This window comes from Stenotrophomonas maltophilia (genome assembly GCF_047782825.1).
Lineage (GTDB): Bacteria > Pseudomonadota > Gammaproteobacteria > Xanthomonadales > Xanthomonadaceae > Stenotrophomonas.
Genome location: NZ_CP180589.1, coordinates 2368730 through 2390515 on the forward strand (window position 1 = coordinate 2368730; position 21786 = coordinate 2390515).

Consider the following 21786-nt stretch of genomic DNA (forward strand, 5'->3'; position numbering starts at 1 on the left):
GCTCAGTGCAGGGTGGCGCTGCCCGGGTCCAGGCGGTCGATCACGCCCTGCATGGCGCTGTCGAAGGCGCCGTCGTCCACATGGGCGCGCAGGCGGCCCAGCCGCACCATCACCGCCAGTTCTTCCGGCGAGGCCACGCAGAAGCGCACGCCGCGGCGGTTCACGAACAGCAGGCGCGAGGAAATCGGGCTGACCCAGGACAGCTTGCCGGCCTGGACCTTGCCGTCCTTGTCGACGAAGTCCAGCCAGTTGCCGATTTCCATGCGGCGGAAGCGGTCGGCGTCGGCGTTGTCGAAATCGTCGTCGTCAACCTGCGCGCCCAGCTCCACCGCCGAGGCTTCAGGCAACGGCGGGGTCGGCAACGCCACCTGCGGCAGTTCCGGCAGCGCGCGCTGCAGTTCCGGCCGCGATTCGGCAATGCCCTGCAGGGTGTCGTGCAGTGCGTCGATGGCGGCGCTGGCGGCATCGCCATGCACGCCCACGCTGGCAAACACCTTGGCCAGCACCGGCTGCCAGGCCTGCAGCCACGGCTTGCCGACAATCTGCCGGCGCGCCTCGGCCACTTCCTCCAGCAGGCCATCGGCCAGGTTCAGTGCCTCGGCCACCGACGCCCCGTCCTCGCCCTCGCGCAGCAGCGCCAGGGTCAGGTGGTGCTGCCACGGCTGGCGCAGGAATTCGGCGATGGCCAGCGGCAGGGTGGCATCGCCGATACGGCGGTCCAGCTCGGTGCCGGCCCGGTTGCGGGCCATTTCCAGCTTTTCCTGGCCGCGCTGCGTTTCGGCGGCGCGGCGCTCGGCAATCTCCACCCGGCGGCGGTGCTGCACGAGGAAATCGCGGAACTCTTCTTCCAGGGTCAGGAAGATGGCCAGGTTCTCGTTGAACTCGGCCACCAGGCGCTCGATGATCTCTTCCACCTTGGCCATCAGCATGCGCTCGGCCTGGCTTTCACCGGTGTTGCCTTCGCAGGCCTCGGCCAGTGAATTGAGCAGCTTGCGCGCCGGGTGGGTCTTCTGCACGAACATGCGGCGGTCGAGCATGGCGACCTTGACGAAGGGCACCACCAGGCGGCCGATCAGCTCGCGCGAGCGGCCTTCCAGTTCGCGTTCGTCCAGCATCACGTCGAACAGCATGCCGACCAGGTCGATCGCATCCTCGTCCTGCGGGTCCAGCCGGGTCTGGCCGGGGTCCACGCCCAGGCGGGTGGCGCTGGACAGCACTTCGCTCTTCAGGCGCTGGGCCAGCGATTCACCGTCCTCGCCGATGGCCGCGCGCAGGGTGGCGCTGGGCGTGGCCTGCAGCAGGGACAGCACCGACATCATTTCGCGCTGGCTCAACGGGCGGTGCTGGCCCACGGCCACCTGCGCGGCGGAGGTGGCGTCCTCGCGCACGTGGCGGGTCTGCTGCAGCAGTTCATGCAGGGCTTCCAGCAGCATGCCCTGCTGGCCCGCATAGGCCTCGCCGGTGCCGCCGGGCAGGCCTTCTTCGCCGCCCAGATGCTGCTGCATGTGGCCGCGGCGCTCGGACCAGCGCGCGGCGAACCGCTGCGCCCAGGCCGGTGCGGCCTGCTCCTCATCGCTGAAATCGGTCTCGTAGCCCTGCGTCGCGCGCTGTTCGACCAGGTCGTCCAGGCCGTGCGGGGCACGCGGTGCCGGGGCGGGGGCCAGCGGACGACGCGGTGCGCCCATCTGCGGCATCACCCCGGCGGCGGCCAGCTGCTCGTCCAGCTTTTCGTAGATGCGACCGACCGGCACGCGCAGATCGCGCTCGCACAGCTTGATCAGCACCAGATGGACTTCCGGGGCCAGTTCGCAGCCGGCAAAGGCGTGGTGGATGGCCACGCCCAGGTGTTCGGGGCTGATCGGGTTGTGGTCGGCATCCAGGTCCTGGCCGCCGCCCAGCCAGCCCAGGCGGCGGTCCAGCCGCGCCAGGACCGGCTTGAAATCACGCAGCAGCACGGTGGCGAAGTTGCGCACCGCCAGCCGCGATTCCAGCACGTGTTCGGGAATCAGGCTCAGGCCTTCCTCGGCCGGCCCGGACAGGGTGGCCTCGGCCGACAGCGGGTCGCCCGCCGCCAGCGCCGCCCAGGCCTGTTCCAGGTGCGCAGCGAAGGCCGCCGCGATCTCGTCGCGTCGCCGGCGCAGTTCACGCATGGCATCCAGGAACAGCAACTGCGACGAGCCGGCATTGCCGGCCCGGTCGAACAGGGCGTCATCGAACCGGGCCAGTGCCGCGCCAAAGGCCTGGCACAACGCCGGCAGGACAACGTCCCGCGCAAGCTGGAGCTGGGCCGGGTCACGACCCGGCGATCCCATCGGAGTGGGCGCGCTCATCATTCGGGAAGGCTCCCCACCTTCTCTGGTGCGACAGACATCATGGACATCGCGACGGCCGGTACACCCCATGTACCGGTTCGTCGATGGTAGGCCGGCCAGCCCATCACGGACAGTGAAACAGTCCTCACTTCAAACCTCATGACCGGCGGCCCGGCAAGATGCGTATCGTAAGCCGTGCAGGGCCTGCGAGGCGAGTGCAGGCGCTCGTCGGCGGACCGGCAGTGGCATGATGTTCATCACAGTTTGCTATTCAGGGGTGCTGCACGACGCAAACAGCGTCGTCGACCGCCCCGACTATAATCTTCAGCCCGTGATGACCGGTTCAGACTCCATGCCCGACCCCACCGCCCTGCTCGCCCTCGACGCCCGCCGTTCGGTGCCCTCGCGGCAGCTGGGCGAACCCGGCCCGGATCCGGCCACCCTGCTGCGCATGCTGCAGTCGGCCGTGCGCGTGCCCGACCACGGCAAGCGGGTGCCGTTCCGCTTCCTGAAGATCGCCGGCGATGCACGTCACACTCTGGGCGACTTCCTGGTCCAACGCAGCCGCCAGCGCGATCCGCATGCGGGCGAGGCGGTGTTTGAGAAAGACCGCCAGCGCTTCAGCCACGCACCGCTGGTGATCGTGGTGGTGGCCAGCCCGCGCCCGGACCCGAAGGTGCCCGAACAGGAACAGCTGATGACCGCCGGCTGCGTCTGCTTCGCCCTGCTGCAGGCCGCGCAGGCGCTGGGCTTCGGCGCACAGTGGCTGACCGCCTGGATGGCCTTCGATCCGGCCGTGCACGCCCACCTGGGCCTGGCCCAGGGCGAAGGCATCGCCGGCTTCATCCACATCGGCACGCGCAAGGCCGAGGTGCCCGAGCGCGAGCGCCCCGACGCCGCCGCCCTGCTGCAGGACTGGACCGGCCAGTGAGCGCCGTGAATGCCGTGCCGCTGCCGCCACCGCTGTACCTGGTGGATGCCAGCATCTACGTGTTCCGCGCTTGGCATTCGCTGCCGGACGAGTTCCAGGACAGCCAGGGCTGGCCGACCAATGCAGTGCACGGGTTCGCCCGCTTCCTGCTGGACCTGCTCGAGCGCGAACGCCCGCGGCACATCGCCATCGCCTTCGACGAGGCGCTGGACAGCGGCTTCCGCCACCGCCTGTATGCGGCCTACAAGGCCAACCGCGACCCGGCGCCGGAAGCGCTGAAGCGCCAGTTCGTGCACTGCAAGGCGCTGTGCGCGGCGCTGGGCCTGGTCGTGCTCGCCCACCATGACTACGAGGCCGACGACCTGATCGGCAGTGCCCTGCACCAGCACCGGCGCAGCCATCGCGGCCTGATCATTTCCGCCGACAAGGATCTGTCGCAGCTGCTGCTGGACCACGACGAACAGTGGGACTACGCGCGCAACCAGCGCTGGGACGTGGCGGGGGTCAAGGCGCGGCACGGCGTGCATGCGCACCAGATCGCCGATTACCTGGCGCTGTGCGGCGATGCGGTGGACAACATTCCCGGCATCAGCGGCGTGGGCGCCAAGTCGGCCGCGGTGCTGCTGGCCCACTTCGGCAGCATGGACGCGCTGTACGAACGCCTGGACGAAGTGCCCTTCCTGCGCCTGCGTGGCGCCGCACAGATGGCCGTGCGCCTGCGCGAACAGCGCGACCACGCCCAGCTCTGGCGGCAGCTGACCACCATCGCGCTCGATGCGCCGCTGGAAGGCTGCCAGCCCGGCCTGCTGCGCCAGCCGGCCGATCCTGAGCTGCTGGACGGCCTGTGCCAGGCGCTGCGCTTCGGCCCGCTGACCCGCCGCCGTCTGTTCAGCGCCGCCGGCGTGAACGATCCCGGTTCGGCCATCACGGCCGGCCCGGACAATCCCCTTCCCTCCTCCAGCGAGCCCGCATGAGCCAGAGAAACACCGAAGCCCCGCGCGTCGTCTACGAAGGCAAGTACCAGCGCATGGTCGTGCGCGGCACCTGGGAATACAGCGAACGCACCCACGCCGGTGGCCTGGCGGCGATCATCATCGCCGTCACCCCCGAGGACAAGGTGCTGTTCGTCGAACAGTTCCGCGTGCCGCTGCAGTCGGCCACCATCGAGATGCCGGCCGGCCTGGTGGGAGATATCAATGCGGGCGAGTCGATTGAAGTGTCCGCCGTGCGCGAGCTGGAAGAGGAAACCGGCTGGACCGCCGAACACGCCGAAGTGCTGATGATCGGCCCGACCTCGTCCGGTGCCAGCAGCGAACAGATCGCCTTCGTGCGCGCCACCGGCCTGCGCCGTATCGGTGCCGGCGGCGGCGATGAGAGCGAAGACATCACCGTGCACGAGATCCCGCGTGCGCAGGCCGCCGCCTGGCTGGTGCAGAAGATGGGCGAAGGCTATGCGCTGGATGCCAAGCTGTGGGCCGGGCTGTGGATGATCGAACACCACCTGGATGGCCGCCCGCGTGGCTGACGCCGACCTGCACGCGCGGCCTTCGTTGCTGGGCGCCGACGACCCGCCGATCTACACGATCCACCGTGCACAGGGAGCCTCGCCGTTCGTGCTGCTGGCCGACCATGCCGGCCAGCAGGTGCCGCGTGCACTGGCTGGCCTGGGCCTGGCACAGGCCGAACTGGACCGCCATATCGGCTGGGACATCGGCATTGCCGGCACCACCCGCGCGCTGGCCGGGCTGCTGGACGCCTGGGCGATCGAACAGACCTATTCGCGGCTGCTGATCGACTGCAACCGGCCGCTGGCCTCGCCCACGCTGATTCCGGAAGTGAGCGACCATACCGTGGTGCCCGGCAATGCCGGGCTGTCGGAGGCGCAGCGCCAGCAGCGCATCGACGCCATCCACGCGCCCTACCACGCACGCATCGATGCCGAGCTGGATGCACGCCGCGATGGCGGCCGCCCCACCCTGCTGGTGATGATGCACAGCTTCACCCCGGCGATGAATGGCACGCCGCGGCCGTGGCACGCTGGCGTGCTGTACCACCAGGACACGCGCTTTGCCCACGCGCTGCTGCAGGCGCTGCGCGACGAAGGCGACCTGGTGGTGGGCGACAACGAACCGTATTCGGTGAGCAGCACCAGCGACTACGCGGTGCCGGTGCATGGCGAAGGCCGCGGCCTGGTGCATGTGGAACTGGAGATCCGCCAGGACCTGATTGCCGAAGTGGCCGGGCAGCAGGCCTGGGCGGAGCGGTTGGCGCGGATTTTCAGCGTGTTGCAGCCGGGGTTGCTGGCGGCTGGGTGAGTGTCATCCACGCATGGCGTGGATCTACTCGCGATACCCCAGTAGATCCACGCCATGCGTGGATGGTGTCGTTCAACGCAATACCGGCGCTTCCATCCACGGGAACGGCTTGAAGCCGTGCACCTGCACGGTCGCGCCGATCGCTTCGAACTGATCCTTGATGGCCTGCGCGCGGTTGCGGTCCAGGGCTTCGCCTAGCAACAACGGCAACGCCCGGCAGCGTGCCAGCGCTTCACCCACCGGCACCTCGTGCAGGTGCGCCACAGCCTGCGCGGTGGCCTTCAGCTGATCGGGCGGGCACGCCACCAGGCGCAGGTCGAACGAAGCGAAGATGCCTGCACCCACGCCCGCGTCGCGCGCCGCCGCCTGGTCCGCGGCAGTCGCTTCATCCAGCGCCTCATCGATGCCTTCCACCTGCTGGAAGGCGTCGTACTCGTGGTAATACACCAGCGCCTGCGCGTACTCGGCCAGGGTGGACAGCGGCCGCTGGCGCTTCTGCACGTCGAGCACATCGGCGAACGTCGCGGGTTCGAGGTAGGTGGACAGGCCCAGCGCGCGCGCCTCGGCCGGCACCTCGCTGTCATCGTCGAAGGCGGTCTCCTCGTCAGGCGGCAACCAGAACCGCGCCTGCAGCAGGTCGCCGTCGGTGGCGTGCACCCAGCCGAAGGACTGGTAGACACCGTGGTCGTCGTTGCAGGCAGCGAACGCGTGCAGCGTCTGTTGCAGGTCCAGCAGTTCGATCATGCGCTGTTGGCCTGGCCATCGAGGGAACCGCAGTCTACCGCTGCCGGGCGCAGGCCCAGTGCGATGACCACGCCGAACAGGGCGAACAGCGCGGCGCCGTACTCGGCACGCACCAGCCCGGCCAGCGCGCTGGGCGAACCTGCAACGCCGGCACCGGCGTTGGCCACCATCACCAGCACCGCCAGGCCCAGTGCCCCGCCGATCTGCTGCGCGGTGGCCGCCATGCCAGATGCCACACCCTGCTGTGCGGCCGGCACGCCCTGCCCGGCCACGATCCACATGGAGGTCCAGGTCATGCCCTGGCCGATGCTCAGCACCACCACGCCCGGCAGCAGCGGCCAGAAGTTCGATGCGTGCGGCAACGCCGCGGCCACCCAGGCGATGCCAATGGCACCGGCCAGCTGGCCGAGCACCAGCACCTTGCGCGCGCTCCAGCGTTTCAACGCCCACTCGGCCAACTGGATGCCGACCGTGCATACCGCCGTGGCCGGCAGGAATGCCAGGCCGGCCTGCAGCGGGCTCCAGCCATAGCCATCCTGGAAGTACAGCGCCATGAAGTAGTACTGCACGCCATAGCTGCTCATGAAGGCAAAGGTAAGGCCCAGCGCCGCGCGCAGGCCCGGCAGCCGCAGCAGCGCGAACTGCATCAGCGGGTCGCGGCTGCGCTGTTCGATCCGCACGAAGGCCGCCAGCAGCAGCGCCGACAGCAGCAGGCAAGCCAGCGTGGCGGGCGCGGTCCAACCCCACTCCGGCCCCTGCACCAGGGTGGTCACCAGCAGGCTGCCGCCAAGGGTGACGGTGATGCAGCCGGCCAGATCGAACGAACGCCCCTGCGCGCGCGGGCCATCGGCCGGCAGCCATGCACCGGCGGCAACGGCGCAGGCCGTGGCCAGCGGCACGATCACCGCCAGCACGGCCGGCCAGCCGAAGGCCTGGGTCAGCACGCCGCCGAGCAGGGTGCCCAGCGCCAGGCCCACCGCACTGGCCATGCTCCAGATCGCCAGCGCGCGGTTGCGCACCGGGCCTTCGGCATACAGCGTGTTGATCAGCGCCAGCGTGGCCGGGAACAGTAGTGCGGCACCGATGCCCTGTGCCGCGCGCGCGATGATCAGCAGCGTGGCATTCGGTGCCAGCGCACCCAGCAGCGAGGCCAGCGCGAACAGCAGCATGCCCAGCCGGTAGAAACGACGGCGCCCGATCAGATCAGCGGCACGGCCCCCCAGCAGCAGGCTGCCGCCGAAGGCGACGGTGTAGGCACTGACCACCCACTGCAGCTGCTGCGCATTGATCTGCAGCGCGCGGCCCATGTCATGCAGGGCGACGAAGATGATGGTGGCGTCCAGGGCGATGATCAGCTGGGCGGTGGCCAGCAGGGTCAACGCCCAGCGCGGGTACTTGAGTGGGGGCATCGGCGGCGGTGGATCGGTGGGGGAGCGCAGTCTCATTCATGCGGACGCATCAATAAACCCCTTACCGGCCATATCTGTCATGATTTTCGGCATGAATGGATCCTCGCTGGACCTCAATGCCGTGCGCATGCTGGTGCAGGTGGCCGAAGCGCGCAGTTTCACCGTGGCCGCCGGCCAGCTGGGCCTGAGCCAATCCGGGCTGTCGCGCGCGATCGGCCGGCTGGAGGCCACGCTGGGGGTGAAGCTGCTGCAGCGGAACACCCGCAACGTGGCGCTGACCCCGGATGGCCGCCAGTTCGTGGACCAGGTCGCGCCGCTGCTGTGCGGCCTGGAGGATGCCGAACGCCAGCTGGCCGACCGCCCGTGCACGCCTTCGGGCACGCTGAGGATCAGCGCCCCGTCGATGTTCGGGCGCAAGGTGCTGGTGCCGCTGCTGGGCCCCGTGCTGCAGCAGCACCCGCAGCTGCAGGTGGACGCGGTGCTGAGCGACCGCCTGGTCGATCTGGTCGAGGAAGGCTTCGATGCTGCGCTGCGCACCGGCGTGATTGCCGACCAGCGCATCGTGGCGCGGCCGTTGCGGCCGCTGCGCTGGGTGACGGTGGCCAGCCCGGCCTATCTGGCCCGTTGTGGTGTTCCGGTCGATGTCGCCGCGCTGCAGGACCATGCCTGCCTGGCCGTACGCAACCTGCGCAGTGGCCGGCTGGTGGACTGGCAGTTCCTGCAGGACGGGCAACTGCGCGAGGTCACGCCGCCGGCGCGGATGGTGTTCGACAGCGGCGACCCGCTGGTGGAAGCGGCCATCGCCGGGATCGGCATCGTGCAGGTGATGGATTTCGCCGTGGCCGACGCGCTGGCTGACGGCCGCCTGCAACGCGTGCTGCAGCCGTTTGAAGGCCGCAGCCGCGAGTTGTCGCTGATCTATCCGCCGTCGCGGCAGCATTCGCCGAAGCTGCAGGTGCTGGCCGAAGCATTGCTGGCGGGCGACTGGTAGATCCACGCCATGCGTGGATGGGGTTGCGCTTCGCGGTAGCGCCGGGCCATGCCCGGCGAGCTGCATCGCGGCGGCGGAACGGAATGCCGCCGGGAATGGCCCGGCGCTAAATGGCCCGGCGCTACCGGTGAGGCGTTGCCGGCCAGCGGCCGGCATTACGGAGCGCATGGAATCCACGCCGCGCGCGGATGTGAACTTCGGTGCAGAGCCAGCGCTCGACGCAGCAAAAACTGATTCAGCCCAATTGGAGAAAGAACGCCCCGGCGCGTCCCCCCAGAGAAAAATCAGGCCTATCCGGGAGGAACAGATACGCCATGCCGTCGGACAGTACGCCTTTGTGCGAAGGCAGAATGCCGTCGATGTCCGCCCCGTAGAGCATCAAGCGACGGCGACCGCCATTCCACGTCAAAGTTGATTGCAGCCATGCATCGACTCCATCCAGCTTGGAATCCAGGTTCTCATCATCGTCAGGTTCCAAACACTCCACACGCTCGATACGGCCGCGCTCAAGCGAGTCGCTCATGCATCTGCTTCTAGATGCGGCGCCACGCCTGTATGCGAGCACGACTGCTTCGCTGGTTCCCTGCACCGCGCGCAGCCGACGGAAGTGGGAATGATCCCGGGTATCGGTGGGGATGAAGACTGAGAACCAGAAATCCTCAGCAACGTCCTGCGGATAGAACCAATGTGCAGGGAGTGCCATCAGGTGAAAGAGCGCACGGCCTTCAACACAGGCTGGCCAAGGCATGTTCTCTGGAAGATACGCACCGCCGCCAACGTATGCATCGGTTGGAGAGGCCTGTTCCTGGATCAACAGCAGGCGGGTGTACATGGTGGGGTCGCCGAAAATTGCACGGACGTCCACGGTGCCAGCCCGCCTCGCCCCGGTTCAAGGCCAATAGCGACAGCCCTGAACAAGGGAGAGAATCGCCGCCGGGCATGGCCCGGCGCTACCGGTGAGGCGTTGCCGGCCAGCGGCCGGCACTACCGGTCAGGCGAAACCATCGGTGGCGCGCACCAGCGCGTCCACGTTCTCGGCTTCGAACGCGGAGTGGCCCGAGGCCGGGGTGATCTCCAGCTTGGCCTTCGACCAGACCTTGGTCAGATCCCAGGCATTGGCCAGCGGGCACACCACGTCGTAGCGGCCGTGCACGATCACGCCCGGAATATCGGCGATGCGGTGCGCGTCGCGCAGCAGCTGGTCTTCCACTTCGAAGAAGCCGCCGTTGACGAAGTAGTGGTTCTCGATGCGGGCGAAGGCCAGGGCGAAATGCGGGTCTTCGTGGCTGTTGATGAAGTCGTCATCGACATGCAGGAAGCTGGTCGCGCCTTCCCACACCGCCCAGGCCTTGGCTGCTTCCAGGCGGGTGGTCTCGTCTTCGCTGGTCAGGCGACGGTGGAAGGCCGAGATCAAATCATGGCGCTCCACCGCCGGGATCGGCTTCAGGTAGTGCTCCCACGCATCCGGGAACAGGCGGTTGGCCCCTTCCTGGTAGAACCATTCCAGCTCCCAGCGGCGCAGCATGAAGATGCCGCGCAGGACCAGCTCGGTCACGCGCTGCGGATGGGTTTCGGCATAGGCCAGGGCCAGGGTCGAACCCCAGCTGCCACCGAACACCTGCCAGCGGTCCACCTTCAGGTGCTCGCGCAGTTTTTCGATGTCGGCCACCAGATCCCAGGTGGTGTTGTCGACCAGGTCGGCGTGCGGGGTGGAACGGCCGGCACCGCGCTGGTCGAACAGGATGATGCGGTACTTCGACGGGTCGTGGAACTGGCGCATCTTGTCGCTGCAGCCGCCGCCCGGGCCACCGTGCAGCATCACCACCGGCTTGCCGTCCGGGTTGCCGCACTGTTCGAAGTACAGCGTGTGGCGGTCGTCGACCTTCAGGGTGCCGACGTCGTAGGGGGTGATGGCGGGGTACAGCGTACGCATGCTTGCAGCTCCAGGGTGATGCCCTGCCGGGGCAGGAGAACCCCCATTCTAGGCCGGGCGCTGGCCCAGGGTGATGCGGTCACGCTGCTCCAGGTCCTGCGCGGTCTGCACCTGCGCATAGCCGGCCTGTTCGAACAGCGCGCGGATCGCCGCGCCCTGGTCCCAGCCGTGCTCGATCAGCAGCCAGCCGCCGGGCAGCAGGTGCCCCTGGCCACCGGCAACGATGCGGCGGATGTCGTCCAGGCCATCGGCGCCGGACGCCAGCGCGGTGGCCGGCTCGAAACGCAGATCGCCCTGCGCCAGATGCGGGTCGTCGCTGGCGATATACGGCGGGTTGCTGGCGATCAGGTCGAAGCGCGCGCCCTGCAGCGGCGCGTACCAGTCGTGGCCGCCTTCAGCGAAGCGCACGTTGCCCAGTTCATGGCGGGCCGCATTGCGGGCAGCCACGGCCAGCGCACCGGGGCTGGCATCGGTGGCCAGCACCTGGGCCCGGGGCCGCTCACTGGCCAGGGCCAGGGCGATGGCGCCGCTGCCGGTGCCGAGATCGGCCACCTGCAGGTCGTGATCGGCCGGCAGACGCTCCAGCGCCAGTTCCACCAGCAGCTCGGTTTCCGGGCGCGGAATCAGGGTGGAAGGGTCGACCTCCAGGTCCAGCGTCCAGAAGCCGCGGCGGCCGGTCAGGTAAGCCACCGGTTCGCCGGCCACGCGGCGCGCCAGCAGGACCTCGAAGGCCGCCAGATCGGTGGCGGGCAGCGGATCGGTGGCGTGGGCGAACAGCCAGCTGCGCGGCCGGTCCAGCACGTGCAGCAGCAGCAGTTCGGCCTCATGGCGGGCTTCGATGCCGCCCAGGCGGGTGCTGGCGTCGGCGACGGCCTGGCGCAGGGATGATTCGGGTTGGATGGACATGCGGCAATTGTAGAGCCGAGCCCACGCTCGGCTCCTCCAGAGGCAGCCGAGCGTGGGCTCGGCTCTACAAACGCGGGATTCGTTCAGGTCCGGCGGGGCGGCATAAGGAGGGGCTATCGGCCCATCTTCACGGCCCGCCACGATTTCCCTTGTCATACAACCACTTGCAGGATGACGACGACCGGATTCATGGCAGGCTCATCGCATTTCAATAGACTCCATCTATCAAATAGATGAAATCAATGCATTGTTCTTATCGCCGATGAATCGGTAACCTAGCTCCTGTCGATTCACCCACTCCCCTTCACCCAGAGGAAAAACGATGTCCCTCATCAATACCCAGATCCAGCCGTTCGAAGCCAACGCCTACCACAACGGCGAGTTCATCAAGGTTTCCGATGCCAGCCTGAAGGGCCAGTGGTCCGTCCTGATCTTCATGCCGGCCGCCTTCACCTTCAACTGCCCGACCGAGATCGAAGACGCCGCCGAGCATTACGCCGAGTTCAAGAAGGCCGGTGCCGAGGTCTACATCGTCACCACCGACACCCACTTCTCGCACAAGGTGTGGCACGAAACCTCGCCGGCCGTCGGCAAGGCCCAGTTCCCGCTGGTCGGCGACCCGACTCACAAGCTGACCCGCGCCTTCGGCGTGCACATTGAAGAAGAAGGCCTGGCCCTGCGCGGCACCTTCATCATCAACCCGGAAGGCGTGATCAAGACCCTGGAGATCCACTCCAACGAGATCGCCCGTGACGTGTCCGAGACCCTGCGCAAGCTGAAGGCTGCCCAGTTCACCGCCGCCAACCCGAACCAGGTCTGCCCGGCCAAGTGGAAGGAAGGCGAGAAGACCCTGACCCCGTCGCTGGACCTGGTCGGCAAGATCTAAAGCAGTTCCGGCCTGCCGCGGCCCCACGCCGCGGTGCGCCCCTCATCCCCGTGCCGGCCCCACGCCGGCGTGGGGGTGAACCCAAGACGGCCGCGCCCGCATCGCCCCTTCCACAGGTCCGCGCTGCCCTCTTGGGTTCACCCCTACCCCCTCGCTGGTCCGCTACCTTTCACAGCGGTGCCACGCCCCCTGTTTGCCTGAAGCCAGGAGAAGACCATGTTGGACGCCAACCTGCAGTCGCAGCTGAAGACCTATCTGGAGCGCGTGACCCGCCCGATCCAGATCACCGCGCACGCCGATGACGGTGCCAAGTCGCAGGAAATGCTGGAACTGCTGCAGACCCTGGAAAGCCTGTCGGACAAGATCTCGCTGCAGGTGCTGCGCGATGGTCAAGGCCGCGTGCCGTCCTTCGACCTGGGCACCCCGGGCCAGGACATCCACCTGACCTTCGCCGGCCTGCCGATGGGCCATGAGTTCACCTCGCTGGTGCTGGCCCTGCTGCAGGTCGGCGGTCATCCGTCCAAGGCTACCGCCGAGCTGATCGAGCAGGTGCAGAACCTGGAAGGTGATTACAGGTTCGAAACCTACTTCTCGCTGTCCTGCCAGAACTGCCCGGACGTGGTGCAGGCGCTGAACCTGGCCGCCGTGCTCAACCCGCGCATCCAGCACGTGGCCATCGACGGTGCCCTGTTCCAGGAAGAAGTGGAGAAGCGCGAGATCATGTCCGTGCCCACCGTGTACCTCAACGGTGAAGTGTTCGACCAGGGCCGCATGACCCTGGAACAGATCGTGGCCAAGCTGGACACCAACGCCGGCAAGCGTGACGCCGAGAAGATCGCCGCCAAGGACGCCTTCGACGTGCTGGTGGTCGGTGGTGGCCCGGCCGGCGCTGCGGCCGCCATCTACGCCGCGCGCAAGGGCATCCGCACCGGCATCGCCGCCGAGCGTTTCGGTGGCCAGGTGCTGGACACCATGGCCATCGAGAACTTCATTTCGGTGAAGGAGACCGAAGGCCCGAAGCTGGCCACCGCGCTGGAACAGCACGTGCGCGAATACGAGGTGGACATCATGGACCTGCAGCGCGCCACCGCGCTGGTGCCGGCCGGCGAAGACGGCCTGGTGCAGGTGCAGCTGGAAAACGGCGCGGTGCTGAAGTCGCGCTCGGTCATCCTGTCCACCGGCGCGCGCTGGCGGCAGATGAACGTGCCCGGCGAAGACCAGTACCGCAACAAGGGCGTGGCTTACTGCCCGCATTGCGATGGCCCGCTGTTCAAGGGCAAGCGCGTGGCGGTGATCGGCGGCGGCAACTCCGGCGTGGAAGCGGCCATCGACCTGGCTGGCATCGTGTCGCATGTGACCCTGCTGGAGTTCGATTCCAGCCTGCGCGCCGATGAAGTGCTGCAGAAGAAGCTGCGCAGCCTGGGCAACGTGACCGTGCTGACCAGCGCGCAGACCACCGAAGTGCTCGGCGATGGCAGCCGCGTCACCGGTCTGGTCTACAAGGACCGCGTCGGCGGCGATGCGCACCGGGTGGAACTGGAGGGTATCTTCGTGCAGATCGGCCTGCTGCCGAACACCGAATGGCTGAAGGACAGCGTGGCGCTGTCGCCGCGTGGCGAGGTCGTCATCGATGACCGCGGGCAGACCAACCTGCCGGGCGTGTTCGCCGCTGGCGATTGCACCACGGTACCCTACAAGCAGATCATCATCGCCATGGGCGCCGGTTCCACTGCGGCACTCAGCGCCTTCGACCACCTGATCCGTTCGTCCGTGACCAAGGGTAGCGGCGCGGTGGCCGAGGCGGCCTGATCAATCGTTCCCGGATCATCGGGGGCACCACTGCCTGCTGGGTAAGCCGGTCCGTTACCCCTGGGGTCTTACGATGAACCTTCGCGATCTGAAATACCTGGTGGCCCTGGCCGATCACAAGCACTTCGGCCGGGCCGCCGCGTCCTGTTTCGTCAGCCAGCCCACGCTGTCCACGCAGATCCGCAAGCTGGAAGAGGAACTGGGCGTACCGCTGGTGGAGCGCGCACCGCGCAAGGTGATGCTCACCCCGGCCGGGCAGGAAGCGGCCATGCGGGCACGGGTGATCGTGTCCGAAGTGGAACAGTTGAAGGAAGCGGCGCGGCGCAGCCGCGATCCGGAAGCCGGTACGGTTCGCCTGGGGATCTTCCCGACCCTGGGCCCGTACCTGCTGCCGCACGTCATTCCGCGCATCCGCGACCGCTTCCCGGAACTGGAACTGCTGCTGGTCGAGGAAAAGAGCGACGTGCTGCTGGAGCGCCTGCGCGAAGGCAAGCTGGACGCCGCGCTGCTGGCCCTGCCGGTGATCGACGACCAGCTGCACGCCGAATTCCTGTTCGAGGAACCCTTCCTGCTGGCCGTGTCCGGCCGCCACCCGCTGGCCCGCCGCGAGCACCTGGACGTGCAGGAACTGGCCACGCAGAAGCTGCTGCTGCTGGAAGACGGCCATTGCCTGCGTGACCAGGCGCTGGAAGTGTGCCGCCTGTTCGGTGCCAACGAGAAATCCGAATTCCGCGCCACCAGCCTGGAAACGCTGCGGCAGATGGTCGCCGCCGACGTCGGCATCACCCTGCTGCCGAGCCTGTCGGTGCAGCCGCCGGTACCGCGTTCGAACAACATCCGCCTGCTCGATTTCACCGGCGAAGGCCGCCCCAGCCGGCGCATCGCCATGGTCTGGCGGCGCAGTTCGGCCATGCACAGCTTCCTGCTGGAGCTGGCCGACCAGTTCAAGCGCCTGCCGCAGGCGCTGTTCACCCTCGATGCCGAGGGCGTACCGGCCGGTGAGGCACCGACGCTGTCCGGCCCGCTGCTGAACGGCTGAGCCGGAACGCCCGGGCCGCGCCCGCGGCGGGAGTCGATTCCGGCCGCATTTGTCCCCACAATACAGTCAGGCGGCGCCAGGTGGTGCCGCCTTTTGCATGGTTTTCAACCAAGGAGCACCACCATGAACACCGCCAGCGGCCTGCCGCCGTCCATCACTGTATCGACCTTCGACATGGATCGCCTCGAGGCCATGCTCGATTCGCCTGCGCTGAACCAGACGCCTGCCGCGCTCGCGCTTGCCGAAGAACTCAACCGCGCCACCGTGCTGGCGCCGGACCAGATTCCCGAAGGCATCGTCATGATGCATTCGCGCGTGGAGTGCGAAGATGAAGTGTCGGGCGAGAAGCACGTCCTGACCCTGGTCTTCCCCCGCGAAGCCAATGTCGATGAAGGCAAGGTTTCCGTGCTGGCCCCGGTCGGCAGTGCCCTGCTTGGCCTGGCCATTGGCCAGAGCATCGACTGGAACGCGCCCGGCGGCCGCAAGCTGCGCCTGCGCGTGACCGCGGTCCACAACGACCGCCCCTGATTACCGCTGCGCACCGCGCGCGATCCGATTTCCCTGCACCAGGAGCCGTAATGAGTACCCCGTCCAAACTGTCCCAGCTGCGCGAACTGTCGGTGGTCGTTGCCGATACCGGTGACTACGACGCCATCAAGCGCCTGCAGCCGGTGGATTGCACCACCAACCCGACCCTGGTGAAGAAGGCGCTGGACCTGCCGGTCTATGCCGAGCTGATCGAACGCGAACTGGCCTGGGGCCGCCAGCAGGGCGGTGACCGCGAAGCCGTGGTGCACGCCGTGGCCGACCGCCTGACCATCGGCGTCGGCGCGCTGCTGAGCACCCTGGTGCCGGGCCGTGTCTCCACCGAAGTGGACGCCGACCAGGCCCACGACACCGACGCCACCGTGGCCAAGGCCCGCCAGTTCATCCAGATGTACGCCGATGCCGGCGTGCCGCGCGAGAAGATCCTGATCAAGATCGCTGCGACCTGGGAAGGCGTGGAAGCCGCGCGCATCCTGCAGGCCGAAGGCATCGACTGCAACCTGACCCTGATCTTCAACCCGACCCAGGCGCTGGCCTGCAGCGAAGCCGGCGCGTTCCTGATCTCGCCGTTCGTCGGCCGCATCCTGGACTGGTACGTGGCCAACGGCCAGACCCCGACCACCATCGACGAAGACCCGGGCGTGAAGTTCGTGCGCGGCGTGTATGCCGAATTCAAGCGCCGCGGCTCGCCGACGGTGGTGATGGGCGCCTCGTTCCGCTCGACCGCGCAGATCGAAGCGCTGGCCGGCTGCGACCGCCTGACGATTTCGCCGGACCTGCTGGAGAAGCTGGACGCCGACCATGGCGAGCTGCCGCGCAAGCTGGTGGCCGGTGCGGCCGACGGCGTGGCGGTCACTCCGATCGACGCGGCGAAGTTCGCGGCGGATCTGGCCGCGGACCCGATGGCGACCGAGAAGCTGGCGACGGGTATCGATGCGTTTGCCAAGGATCTGCAGGCGCTGCGCGAGCGGATCCGCTCGGAACTGTGATTGCGGCGAACGGCTGAGCCCCTCGTGGCGGATCGTTTTGTAGAGTCGAGCTTGCTCGACTGACTGCTAGAGCAACAGCCGCGCTGGGTCGGGCGGGTTGGGTTCGCGGGACACGCCGCAAGTACGTCCGTGTAGGCTCGTAGGCGCCATCCATGGCGCCTGCGGTCCCGCGAACCCAACCCGCCCGCCCTCTGACAGTTTCCTGTGGCCGTCCGCCACGGAAGAAAGAAAGAAGAGCAAAAGCGGGTCGCGCGCTTCGCTTGCTCGCAGCCGAGCATGGCTCGGCTCTACAGGAAGCAGAAGCAAAAGCACCGCAAAAGCACGAATGAAAAAGGACGCGGCGAAAGCCGCGTCCTTTTTCATTATCAGGTCGTCAGTAACCCAGTGCTCTTGCCCACCGTCACCGGGAAACTGTCGAAGGTGGGACGGGGGCGGCTGGCAGGACCGCAGGCGCCATGGATGGCGCCTACGAGCCCCCATGGACGGGTTTACGGCGTGTCCTGCCAGCCGCCCCCGTCCCGCCCAACCATCAGCAACCCAGAGCCGCTTTGGCTTTGGCTTTGGCTTTGGCTTTGGCTTCTGCCGTAGATTCTGCCCGCTGCAGGCGGACCACCGCGCGTCAGCGCGGCGCCTCCACATCCAGCCCGATCGGGCAGCTCACGCCGGTGCCACCAATCCCGCAGTAACCATTCGGGTTCTTCGCCAGATACTGCTGGTGGTAATCCTCGGCGTAGTAGTACGCCGGTGCCGGGTACACGATCTCGGTGGTGATCGGCCCGTAGCCGGACGCGTCCAGCTGCGCCTGGTAGGCCTCGCGGCTGGCCAGCGCCGCCGCGTACTGCGCCTCGTCGGTGGCGTGGATCGCCGAACGGTACTGGGTGCCCGTGTCGTTGCCCTGGCGCATGCCCTGGGTCGGGTCGTGGCTTTCCCAGAACAGCTGCAGCAGCCGCTCCAGGCTCACCACCGCCGGGTCGAACACCACCTGCACCACCTCGGTGTGGCCGGTCAGGCCCGAGCAGACCTCTTCATAGGTCGGGTTCGGGGTAACGCCGCCGGCATAGCCGACCGAGGTGCTGTACACGCCCGGCTCGGTCCAGAACTTGCGCTCGGCGCCCCAGAAGCAGCCCAGCGCGAAGCGGATCTGCTGCAGGCCGGCGAAGCGGTCCTTCAGCGGATGGCTGTTCACGAAATGCTGGTTGCTGTGCAGCGGCAGCGGCTGGTCGCGGCCCGGCAGCGCCTCTTCCGGGCGCGGCAGGCGCTGCTTGAAGGCCCCGATGCCGAGGATGCCCTGGCTGATTCCCAACATGATGCGCTCCTACGCCGGCTGTCCGGCCCAATCGTCTGCGTCTGAAATGGGGTCGGACGGGCCCTGGCCCAAGTCCAGCGCGGCGATGATCTCCTCTGCCTGCGGCCGTGCCACGTCGGGGATGCCGACCCGCAGCACGCCGAACAGCGGCAGCTCGCCCATGCCGCCCAGCAGCTGCTCGCCGAACACGAACGCGGGGATGCCGGCATCCTCCAGCGCGTGCTTGACCAGGTGGGCGTCGAACAGATTGTCGGCCTTGTACACGATGTGCATGGGCGGCTCCTCGGGACAGGGGTCCAGCATACGCCCGGGGGCTGAATCGCGCCGCCGCGCTCGCCGGGCATGGCCCGGCGCTACCGACCCGGACCGGGCAGCCCCGCCCCTGACGCGCTAAACTGTTGGTCTTTCTGCCTTTCTCTTTCGCCGACTCATGTCCGAGCACACCCCCGCCAGCCCCGAGACCCCCGCCGACAGCCACGAGAAGCGCGATTTCATCCGCCAGATCGTGCGCGAGGACCTGGCCAGCGGTAAGCACCAGGCGATCAAGACCCGCTTCCCGCCCGAGCCGAACGGCTACCTGCACATCGGCCACGCCAAGTCGATCTGCCTGAACTTCGGCCTGGCCGGTGAGTTCAGCGGCGTCTGCAACCTGCGCTTCGACGACACCAACCCGGCCAAGGAAGACCCCGAGTACGTGGCCGCCATCCAGGATGACGTGCGCTGGCTGGGCTTCACCTGGAACGAGCTGCGCCACGCCTCGGATTACTTCCAGACCTACTACCTGGCCGCCGAGAAGCTGATCGAGCAGGGCAAGGCCTACGTCTGCGACCTGTCGGCCGAGGAAGTGCGCGCCTACCGCGGCACCCTCACCGAGCCGGGCCGCCCGTCGCCGTGGCGCGACCGCAGCGTCGAGGAAAACCTGGACCTGTTCCGCCGCATGCGCGCCGGTGAATTCCCCGATGGCGCGCGCACCGTGCGCGCCAAGATCGACATGGCCAGCGGCAACATCAACCTGCGCGACCCGGCCCTGTACCGCATCAAACACGTTGAGCACCAGAACACCGGCAACGCGTGGCCGATCTACCCGATGTACGACTTCGCCCATGCGCTGGGCGATTCCATCGAGGGCATCACCCATTCGCTGTGCACGCTGGAATTCGAAGACCACCGCCCGCTGTATGACTGGTGCGTGGACAACGTCGATTTCGCCCACGACGATGCGCTGACCCAGCCGCTGGTCGACGCCGGCCTGCCGCGCGAAGCGGCCAAGCCGCGCCAGATCGAATTCTCGCGCCTGAACATCAACTACACGGTGATGAGCAAGCGCAAGCTGATGGCGCTGGTGACCGAACAGCTGGTGGACGGCTGGGAAGACCCGCGCATGCCGACCCTGCAGGGCCTGCGCCGCCGCGGCTACACCCCGGCCGCGATGCGCCTGTTCGCCGAGCGCGTGGGCATCAGCAAGCAGAATTCGATGATCGATTTCAGCGTACTGGAAGGCGCGCTGCGCGAAGACCTGGACAGCGCCGCGGCGCGCCGCATGGCGGTGATCGACCCGGTGAAGCTGGTGCTGACCAACCTGGCCGAAGGCCACGAAGAGCAGCTGACCTTCAGCAACCACCCGAAGGACGAGAGCTTCGGCAGCCGCCAGGTGCCGTTCGCACGCGAAATCTGGATCGACCGCGAGGACTTCGCCGAAGTGCCGCCCAAGGGCTGGAAGCGCCTGGTGCCGGGCGGCGAAGTGCGCCTGCGCGGCGCCGGCATCATCCGCTGCGATGAAGTGATCAAGGATGCCGACGGCACCATCACCGAGCTGCGCGGCTGGCTGGATCCGGAATCGCGCCCGGGCATGGAAGGCGCCAACCGCAAGGTGAAGGGCACCATCCACTGGGTCAGCGCCGTGCATGGCGTGCCGGCGGAAATCCGCCTATACGACCGTCTGTTCTCGGTGCCGAACCCGGACGACGAATCGGAAGGCAAGACCTACCGCGACTACCTGAACCCGGAATCGCGCCGCACCGTCACCGGCTATGTCGAACCGGCCGCGGCCAGCGCCACGCCGGAACAGTCGTTCCAGTTCGAGCGCACCGGCTACTTCGTCGCCGACCGCCGCGACCACACCGAGGCCAAGCCGGTGTTCAACCGCAGCGTGACCCTGCGCGACACCTGGTCGGCCTGAGGAACCACGCGGGCGCCAGGACGGCGCCCGCATGCCCGCGACAATGACCACCGCCCCCTCCGCCCTGCTCTGGTTCCTGTCCCAGCACCCGTTGCTGGCGTTGCCGGTGCTGATGGCGCTGGCCGGGCTGCTGTCGTGGTGGCGGCGCACCCCGCTGTACCTCATCGCCATGTTTCCGCTGGCGATGCTGAATGTCTTCCTGGGTTCGTTCGTCAACGCGGCCTGGGTGAACGGGATCGGCGAGCGTGGCGAAGCGGTGATCGTCAAGGCCGAGGAAACCAGTTCCACCCTCAACGACCGCCATATCTGGCGTTACGAGGCGGTGGTGCACACCGCCGATGGCCAGGATGTGGACGTGGTGTTCCATACGAACACCATCTCGCTGTGGCCGCTGGAAAACGCGATCCGCATCCCCGCGCAGGGCCAGCCCTTCGTGGTGAAGTACGCGCCAGGCTTCCCGCGCAGCATCGTAATCCTCACCAACGAATCGCCGCATGGCATCGCCCAGTCACGCGCACGCGCACGCGAGCGGGTGGAGGTGGCCGCGCGCAGGCTGCATTTCAGCCCCAGCAACGAACGCTTCCGCGCCGATTACCGCCGCGAACTGGACACCTGGCTGCGCGACCATGGCGATGACCCGCAGCAGCAGTCCGACGCACGGCAATATCGCGCCGAGCTCGACGCACTCTAGCGCCAATCCTCTCCGGCAGCTGCGCCCCTCCCCTTGAATTCAGGTGTCTCCGATGACCAAGACCGCATCTCCCCTTCTGCCACTGCTGCAACAGGTTCTTTTGGGACGTGACATCCCCTGTACAGTCGAAGACCACGAACTGGTACTGGCCAGCGGCCTGCGCCTGAGTCCGCACCCGATAGGTGCCGATCCGCGCGACAACGGTGGCTGGCAGATTTCTTCGATGATCGAGGCGCGCCATCCGGACCTGTTCGCTGATGGCCTGTTCGAGTACCAGCACGCAATCGGCGAAGGCCCGGAAGAGGCGACCTTGTCCGGGTTCGAGAACTGGGTACAGGTGGATCTGCCCGCCCTGCAGGCCGCTGTCGGCGCCGACGATGCGCCGGAACTGCAGATGCTGACCCTGCGCTACCCGGCCGAAGAAACCGGCACGGCGCTGGCGCGCGCGGTGGTGCTGGGGCCGCTGGCCCACTACCGCGGTGAACCCCGCGATGAGGCCGCCGCCTGCAGCGAGGACGACCACGGCTCCTGCCCCTGCTGCCTGTTCACCCAGAGCCTGGAGGCGTTCAACGAACTGCTGAAGACCCGCCAGTTCCTCGGCATCCGCCTGTTCGCCTCGCGCGATGCCGACGGCCAGTGCGAGGCCGACTGCCGGGTGAACGGCCATGACTTCCCCGCCGCCCTGCCCCTGCTGCGCGCCTACGCGGCGCGCTGGCCGCAGGCCGGGCTGGAGTTCCGCAAGCAGTACGTGGTGATCCGCACCGACACGGACGCCGAAACCGGCGCCTGATCCCGCGCCG

The 21786-nt window shown here is 67.8% G+C and carries 21 protein-coding genes; 13 read left to right on the forward strand and 8 right to left on the reverse strand.

Features of this window, described 5'->3' with window-relative positions; translation table 11 throughout:
* Nucleotides 1-2: 2 nt before the first annotated feature.
* Nucleotides 3-2333, reverse strand: a complete 2331-nt coding sequence (locus ACM2ZB_RS11235) for a DUF1631 domain-containing protein (RefSeq protein ID WP_416058515.1) — start codon at nucleotides 2331-2333, stop codon at nucleotides 3-5.
* Nucleotides 2334-2664: 331 nt separating this feature from the next.
* Here ACM2ZB_RS11235 and ACM2ZB_RS11240 point away from each other — a divergent pair, with 331 nt between their 5' ends.
* From ACM2ZB_RS11240 to ACM2ZB_RS11255, 4 genes are read left to right on the forward strand one after another with little or no spacing between them, the layout of a single operon-like run.
* Nucleotides 2665-3243 (forward strand): nitroreductase, encoded by a 579-nt coding sequence (locus ACM2ZB_RS11240; RefSeq protein WP_416055479.1) that lies wholly within the window; start codon nucleotides 2665-2667, stop codon nucleotides 3241-3243.
* The gene (locus ACM2ZB_RS11245) at nucleotides 3228-4217 is read left to right on the forward strand and encodes a 5'-3' exonuclease (protein ID WP_416058542.1); all 990 of its coding nucleotides are present in this window, start codon (nucleotides 3228-3230) and stop codon (nucleotides 4215-4217) included. The genes ACM2ZB_RS11240 and ACM2ZB_RS11245 overlap by 16 nt, the downstream gene beginning before the upstream one ends.
* Nucleotides 4214-4768 carry an NUDIX hydrolase gene (locus tag ACM2ZB_RS11250; protein WP_313439888.1) on the forward strand — a complete coding sequence of 185 codons (555 nt, stop codon included), beginning with the start codon at nucleotides 4214-4216 and terminating at the stop codon, nucleotides 4766-4768. Before ACM2ZB_RS11245 ends, ACM2ZB_RS11250 begins: the two co-directional genes overlap by 4 nt.
* Nucleotides 4761-5558 carry an N-formylglutamate amidohydrolase gene (locus ACM2ZB_RS11255; protein WP_416055480.1) on the forward strand — a complete coding sequence of 266 codons (798 nt, stop codon included), beginning with the start codon at nucleotides 4761-4763 and terminating at the stop codon, nucleotides 5556-5558. Before ACM2ZB_RS11250 ends, ACM2ZB_RS11255 begins: the two co-directional genes overlap by 8 nt.
* Before the next feature lie 72 nt (nucleotides 5559-5630).
* On the opposite strand, the gene ACM2ZB_RS11260 is transcribed toward ACM2ZB_RS11255, so the two are convergent.
* Both ACM2ZB_RS11260 and ACM2ZB_RS11265 read right to left on the reverse strand, forming a co-directional pair.
* Nucleotides 5631-6302, reverse strand: a complete 672-nt coding sequence (locus tag ACM2ZB_RS11260) for a hypothetical protein (protein WP_416055481.1) — start codon at nucleotides 6300-6302, stop codon at nucleotides 5631-5633.
* Nucleotides 6299-7711, reverse strand: coding sequence for an MFS transporter (locus ACM2ZB_RS11265; protein WP_416055482.1), 1413 nt, complete (start codon nucleotides 7709-7711; stop codon nucleotides 6299-6301). The genes ACM2ZB_RS11260 and ACM2ZB_RS11265 overlap by 4 nt, the downstream gene beginning before the upstream one ends.
* A 91-nt stretch (nucleotides 7712-7802) precedes the next feature.
* Here ACM2ZB_RS11265 and ACM2ZB_RS11270 point away from each other — a divergent pair, with 91 nt between their 5' ends.
* A complete protein-coding gene (locus ACM2ZB_RS11270; protein WP_416055483.1) occupies nucleotides 7803-8702 on the forward strand; it encodes a LysR family transcriptional regulator in 900 nt (299 codons plus the stop codon).
* A gap of 235 nt (nucleotides 8703-8937) precedes the next feature.
* Here ACM2ZB_RS11270 and ACM2ZB_RS11275 read toward each other — a convergent pair whose 3' ends face one another.
* From ACM2ZB_RS11275 to prmC, 3 genes are all read right to left on the reverse strand, one after another.
* Nucleotides 8938-9534: a hypothetical protein gene (locus tag ACM2ZB_RS11275; RefSeq protein ID WP_416055484.1), complete on the reverse strand. Its 597-nt coding sequence runs from the start codon at nucleotides 9532-9534 to the stop codon at nucleotides 8938-8940.
* A gap of 159 nt (nucleotides 9535-9693) precedes the next feature.
* A complete protein-coding gene (pip, locus tag ACM2ZB_RS11280; protein WP_416055485.1) occupies nucleotides 9694-10635 on the reverse strand; it encodes a prolyl aminopeptidase in 942 nt (313 codons plus the stop codon).
* Between the two features lie 48 nt (nucleotides 10636-10683).
* Nucleotides 10684-11541, reverse strand: a complete 858-nt coding sequence (gene prmC / locus ACM2ZB_RS11285; protein WP_416055486.1) for a peptide chain release factor N(5)-glutamine methyltransferase — start codon at nucleotides 11539-11541, stop codon at nucleotides 10684-10686.
* 322 nt (nucleotides 11542-11863) lie between these two features.
* Here prmC and ahpC point away from each other — a divergent pair, with 322 nt between their 5' ends.
* The 5 genes from ahpC (at nucleotide 11864) to ACM2ZB_RS11310 (ending at nucleotide 16810) form a co-directional block, all read left to right on the forward strand.
* A complete protein-coding gene (ahpC, locus tag ACM2ZB_RS11290) occupies nucleotides 11864-12427 on the forward strand; it encodes an alkyl hydroperoxide reductase subunit C (RefSeq protein ID WP_079220707.1) in 564 nt (187 codons plus the stop codon).
* A 216-nt stretch (nucleotides 12428-12643) separates the two neighbouring features.
* Entirely contained in the window at nucleotides 12644-14236 is a 1593-nt protein-coding gene (gene ahpF / locus ACM2ZB_RS11295) for an alkyl hydroperoxide reductase subunit F (protein ID WP_416055487.1), read from the forward strand.
* 73 nt (nucleotides 14237-14309) lie between these two features.
* A complete protein-coding gene (locus ACM2ZB_RS11300; protein ID WP_313439915.1) occupies nucleotides 14310-15275 on the forward strand; it encodes a LysR substrate-binding domain-containing protein in 966 nt (321 codons plus the stop codon).
* A 123-nt stretch (nucleotides 15276-15398) separates the two neighbouring features.
* Nucleotides 15399-15803, forward strand: coding sequence for a nucleoside diphosphate kinase regulator (gene rnk / locus ACM2ZB_RS11305; RefSeq protein ID WP_313439917.1), 405 nt, complete (start codon nucleotides 15399-15401; stop codon nucleotides 15801-15803).
* 50 nt (nucleotides 15804-15853) lie between these two features.
* Complete coding sequence (locus tag ACM2ZB_RS11310; RefSeq protein WP_416055488.1) at nucleotides 15854-16810, forward strand: transaldolase; 957 nt, start codon at nucleotides 15854-15856, stop codon at nucleotides 16808-16810.
* 619 nt (nucleotides 16811-17429) lie between these two features.
* Here the strand turns inward: ACM2ZB_RS11310 and msrA are convergent.
* Both msrA and ACM2ZB_RS11320 read right to left on the reverse strand, forming a co-directional pair.
* A complete protein-coding gene (gene msrA / locus ACM2ZB_RS11315; protein ID WP_313177714.1) occupies nucleotides 17430-18095 on the reverse strand; it encodes a peptide-methionine (S)-S-oxide reductase MsrA in 666 nt (221 codons plus the stop codon).
* A 30-nt stretch (nucleotides 18096-18125) separates the two neighbouring features.
* The gene (locus ACM2ZB_RS11320; protein WP_079220701.1) at nucleotides 18126-18389 is read right to left on the reverse strand and encodes a DUF2007 domain-containing protein; all 264 of its coding nucleotides are present in this window, start codon (nucleotides 18387-18389) and stop codon (nucleotides 18126-18128) included.
* A 157-nt stretch (nucleotides 18390-18546) separates the two neighbouring features.
* On the opposite strand from ACM2ZB_RS11320, the gene ACM2ZB_RS11325 reads away from it, so the two are divergent.
* From ACM2ZB_RS11325 to ACM2ZB_RS11335, 3 genes are read left to right on the forward strand one after another with little or no spacing between them, the layout of a single operon-like run.
* On the forward strand, nucleotides 18547-20295 hold the full coding sequence (locus ACM2ZB_RS11325) for a glutamine--tRNA ligase/YqeY domain fusion protein (protein WP_416055489.1): 1749 nt from the start codon (nucleotides 18547-18549) through the stop codon (nucleotides 20293-20295).
* Nucleotides 20296-20338: 43 nt separating this feature from the next.
* Nucleotides 20339-20986 carry a hypothetical protein gene (locus ACM2ZB_RS11330; RefSeq protein WP_416058543.1) on the forward strand — a complete coding sequence of 216 codons (648 nt, stop codon included), beginning with the start codon at nucleotides 20339-20341 and terminating at the stop codon, nucleotides 20984-20986.
* Between the two features lie 52 nt (nucleotides 20987-21038).
* Complete coding sequence (locus ACM2ZB_RS11335; protein ID WP_416055490.1) at nucleotides 21039-21776, forward strand: DUF6348 family protein; 738 nt, start codon at nucleotides 21039-21041, stop codon at nucleotides 21774-21776.
* The last annotated feature ends 10 nt before the right edge of the window (nucleotides 21777-21786 follow it).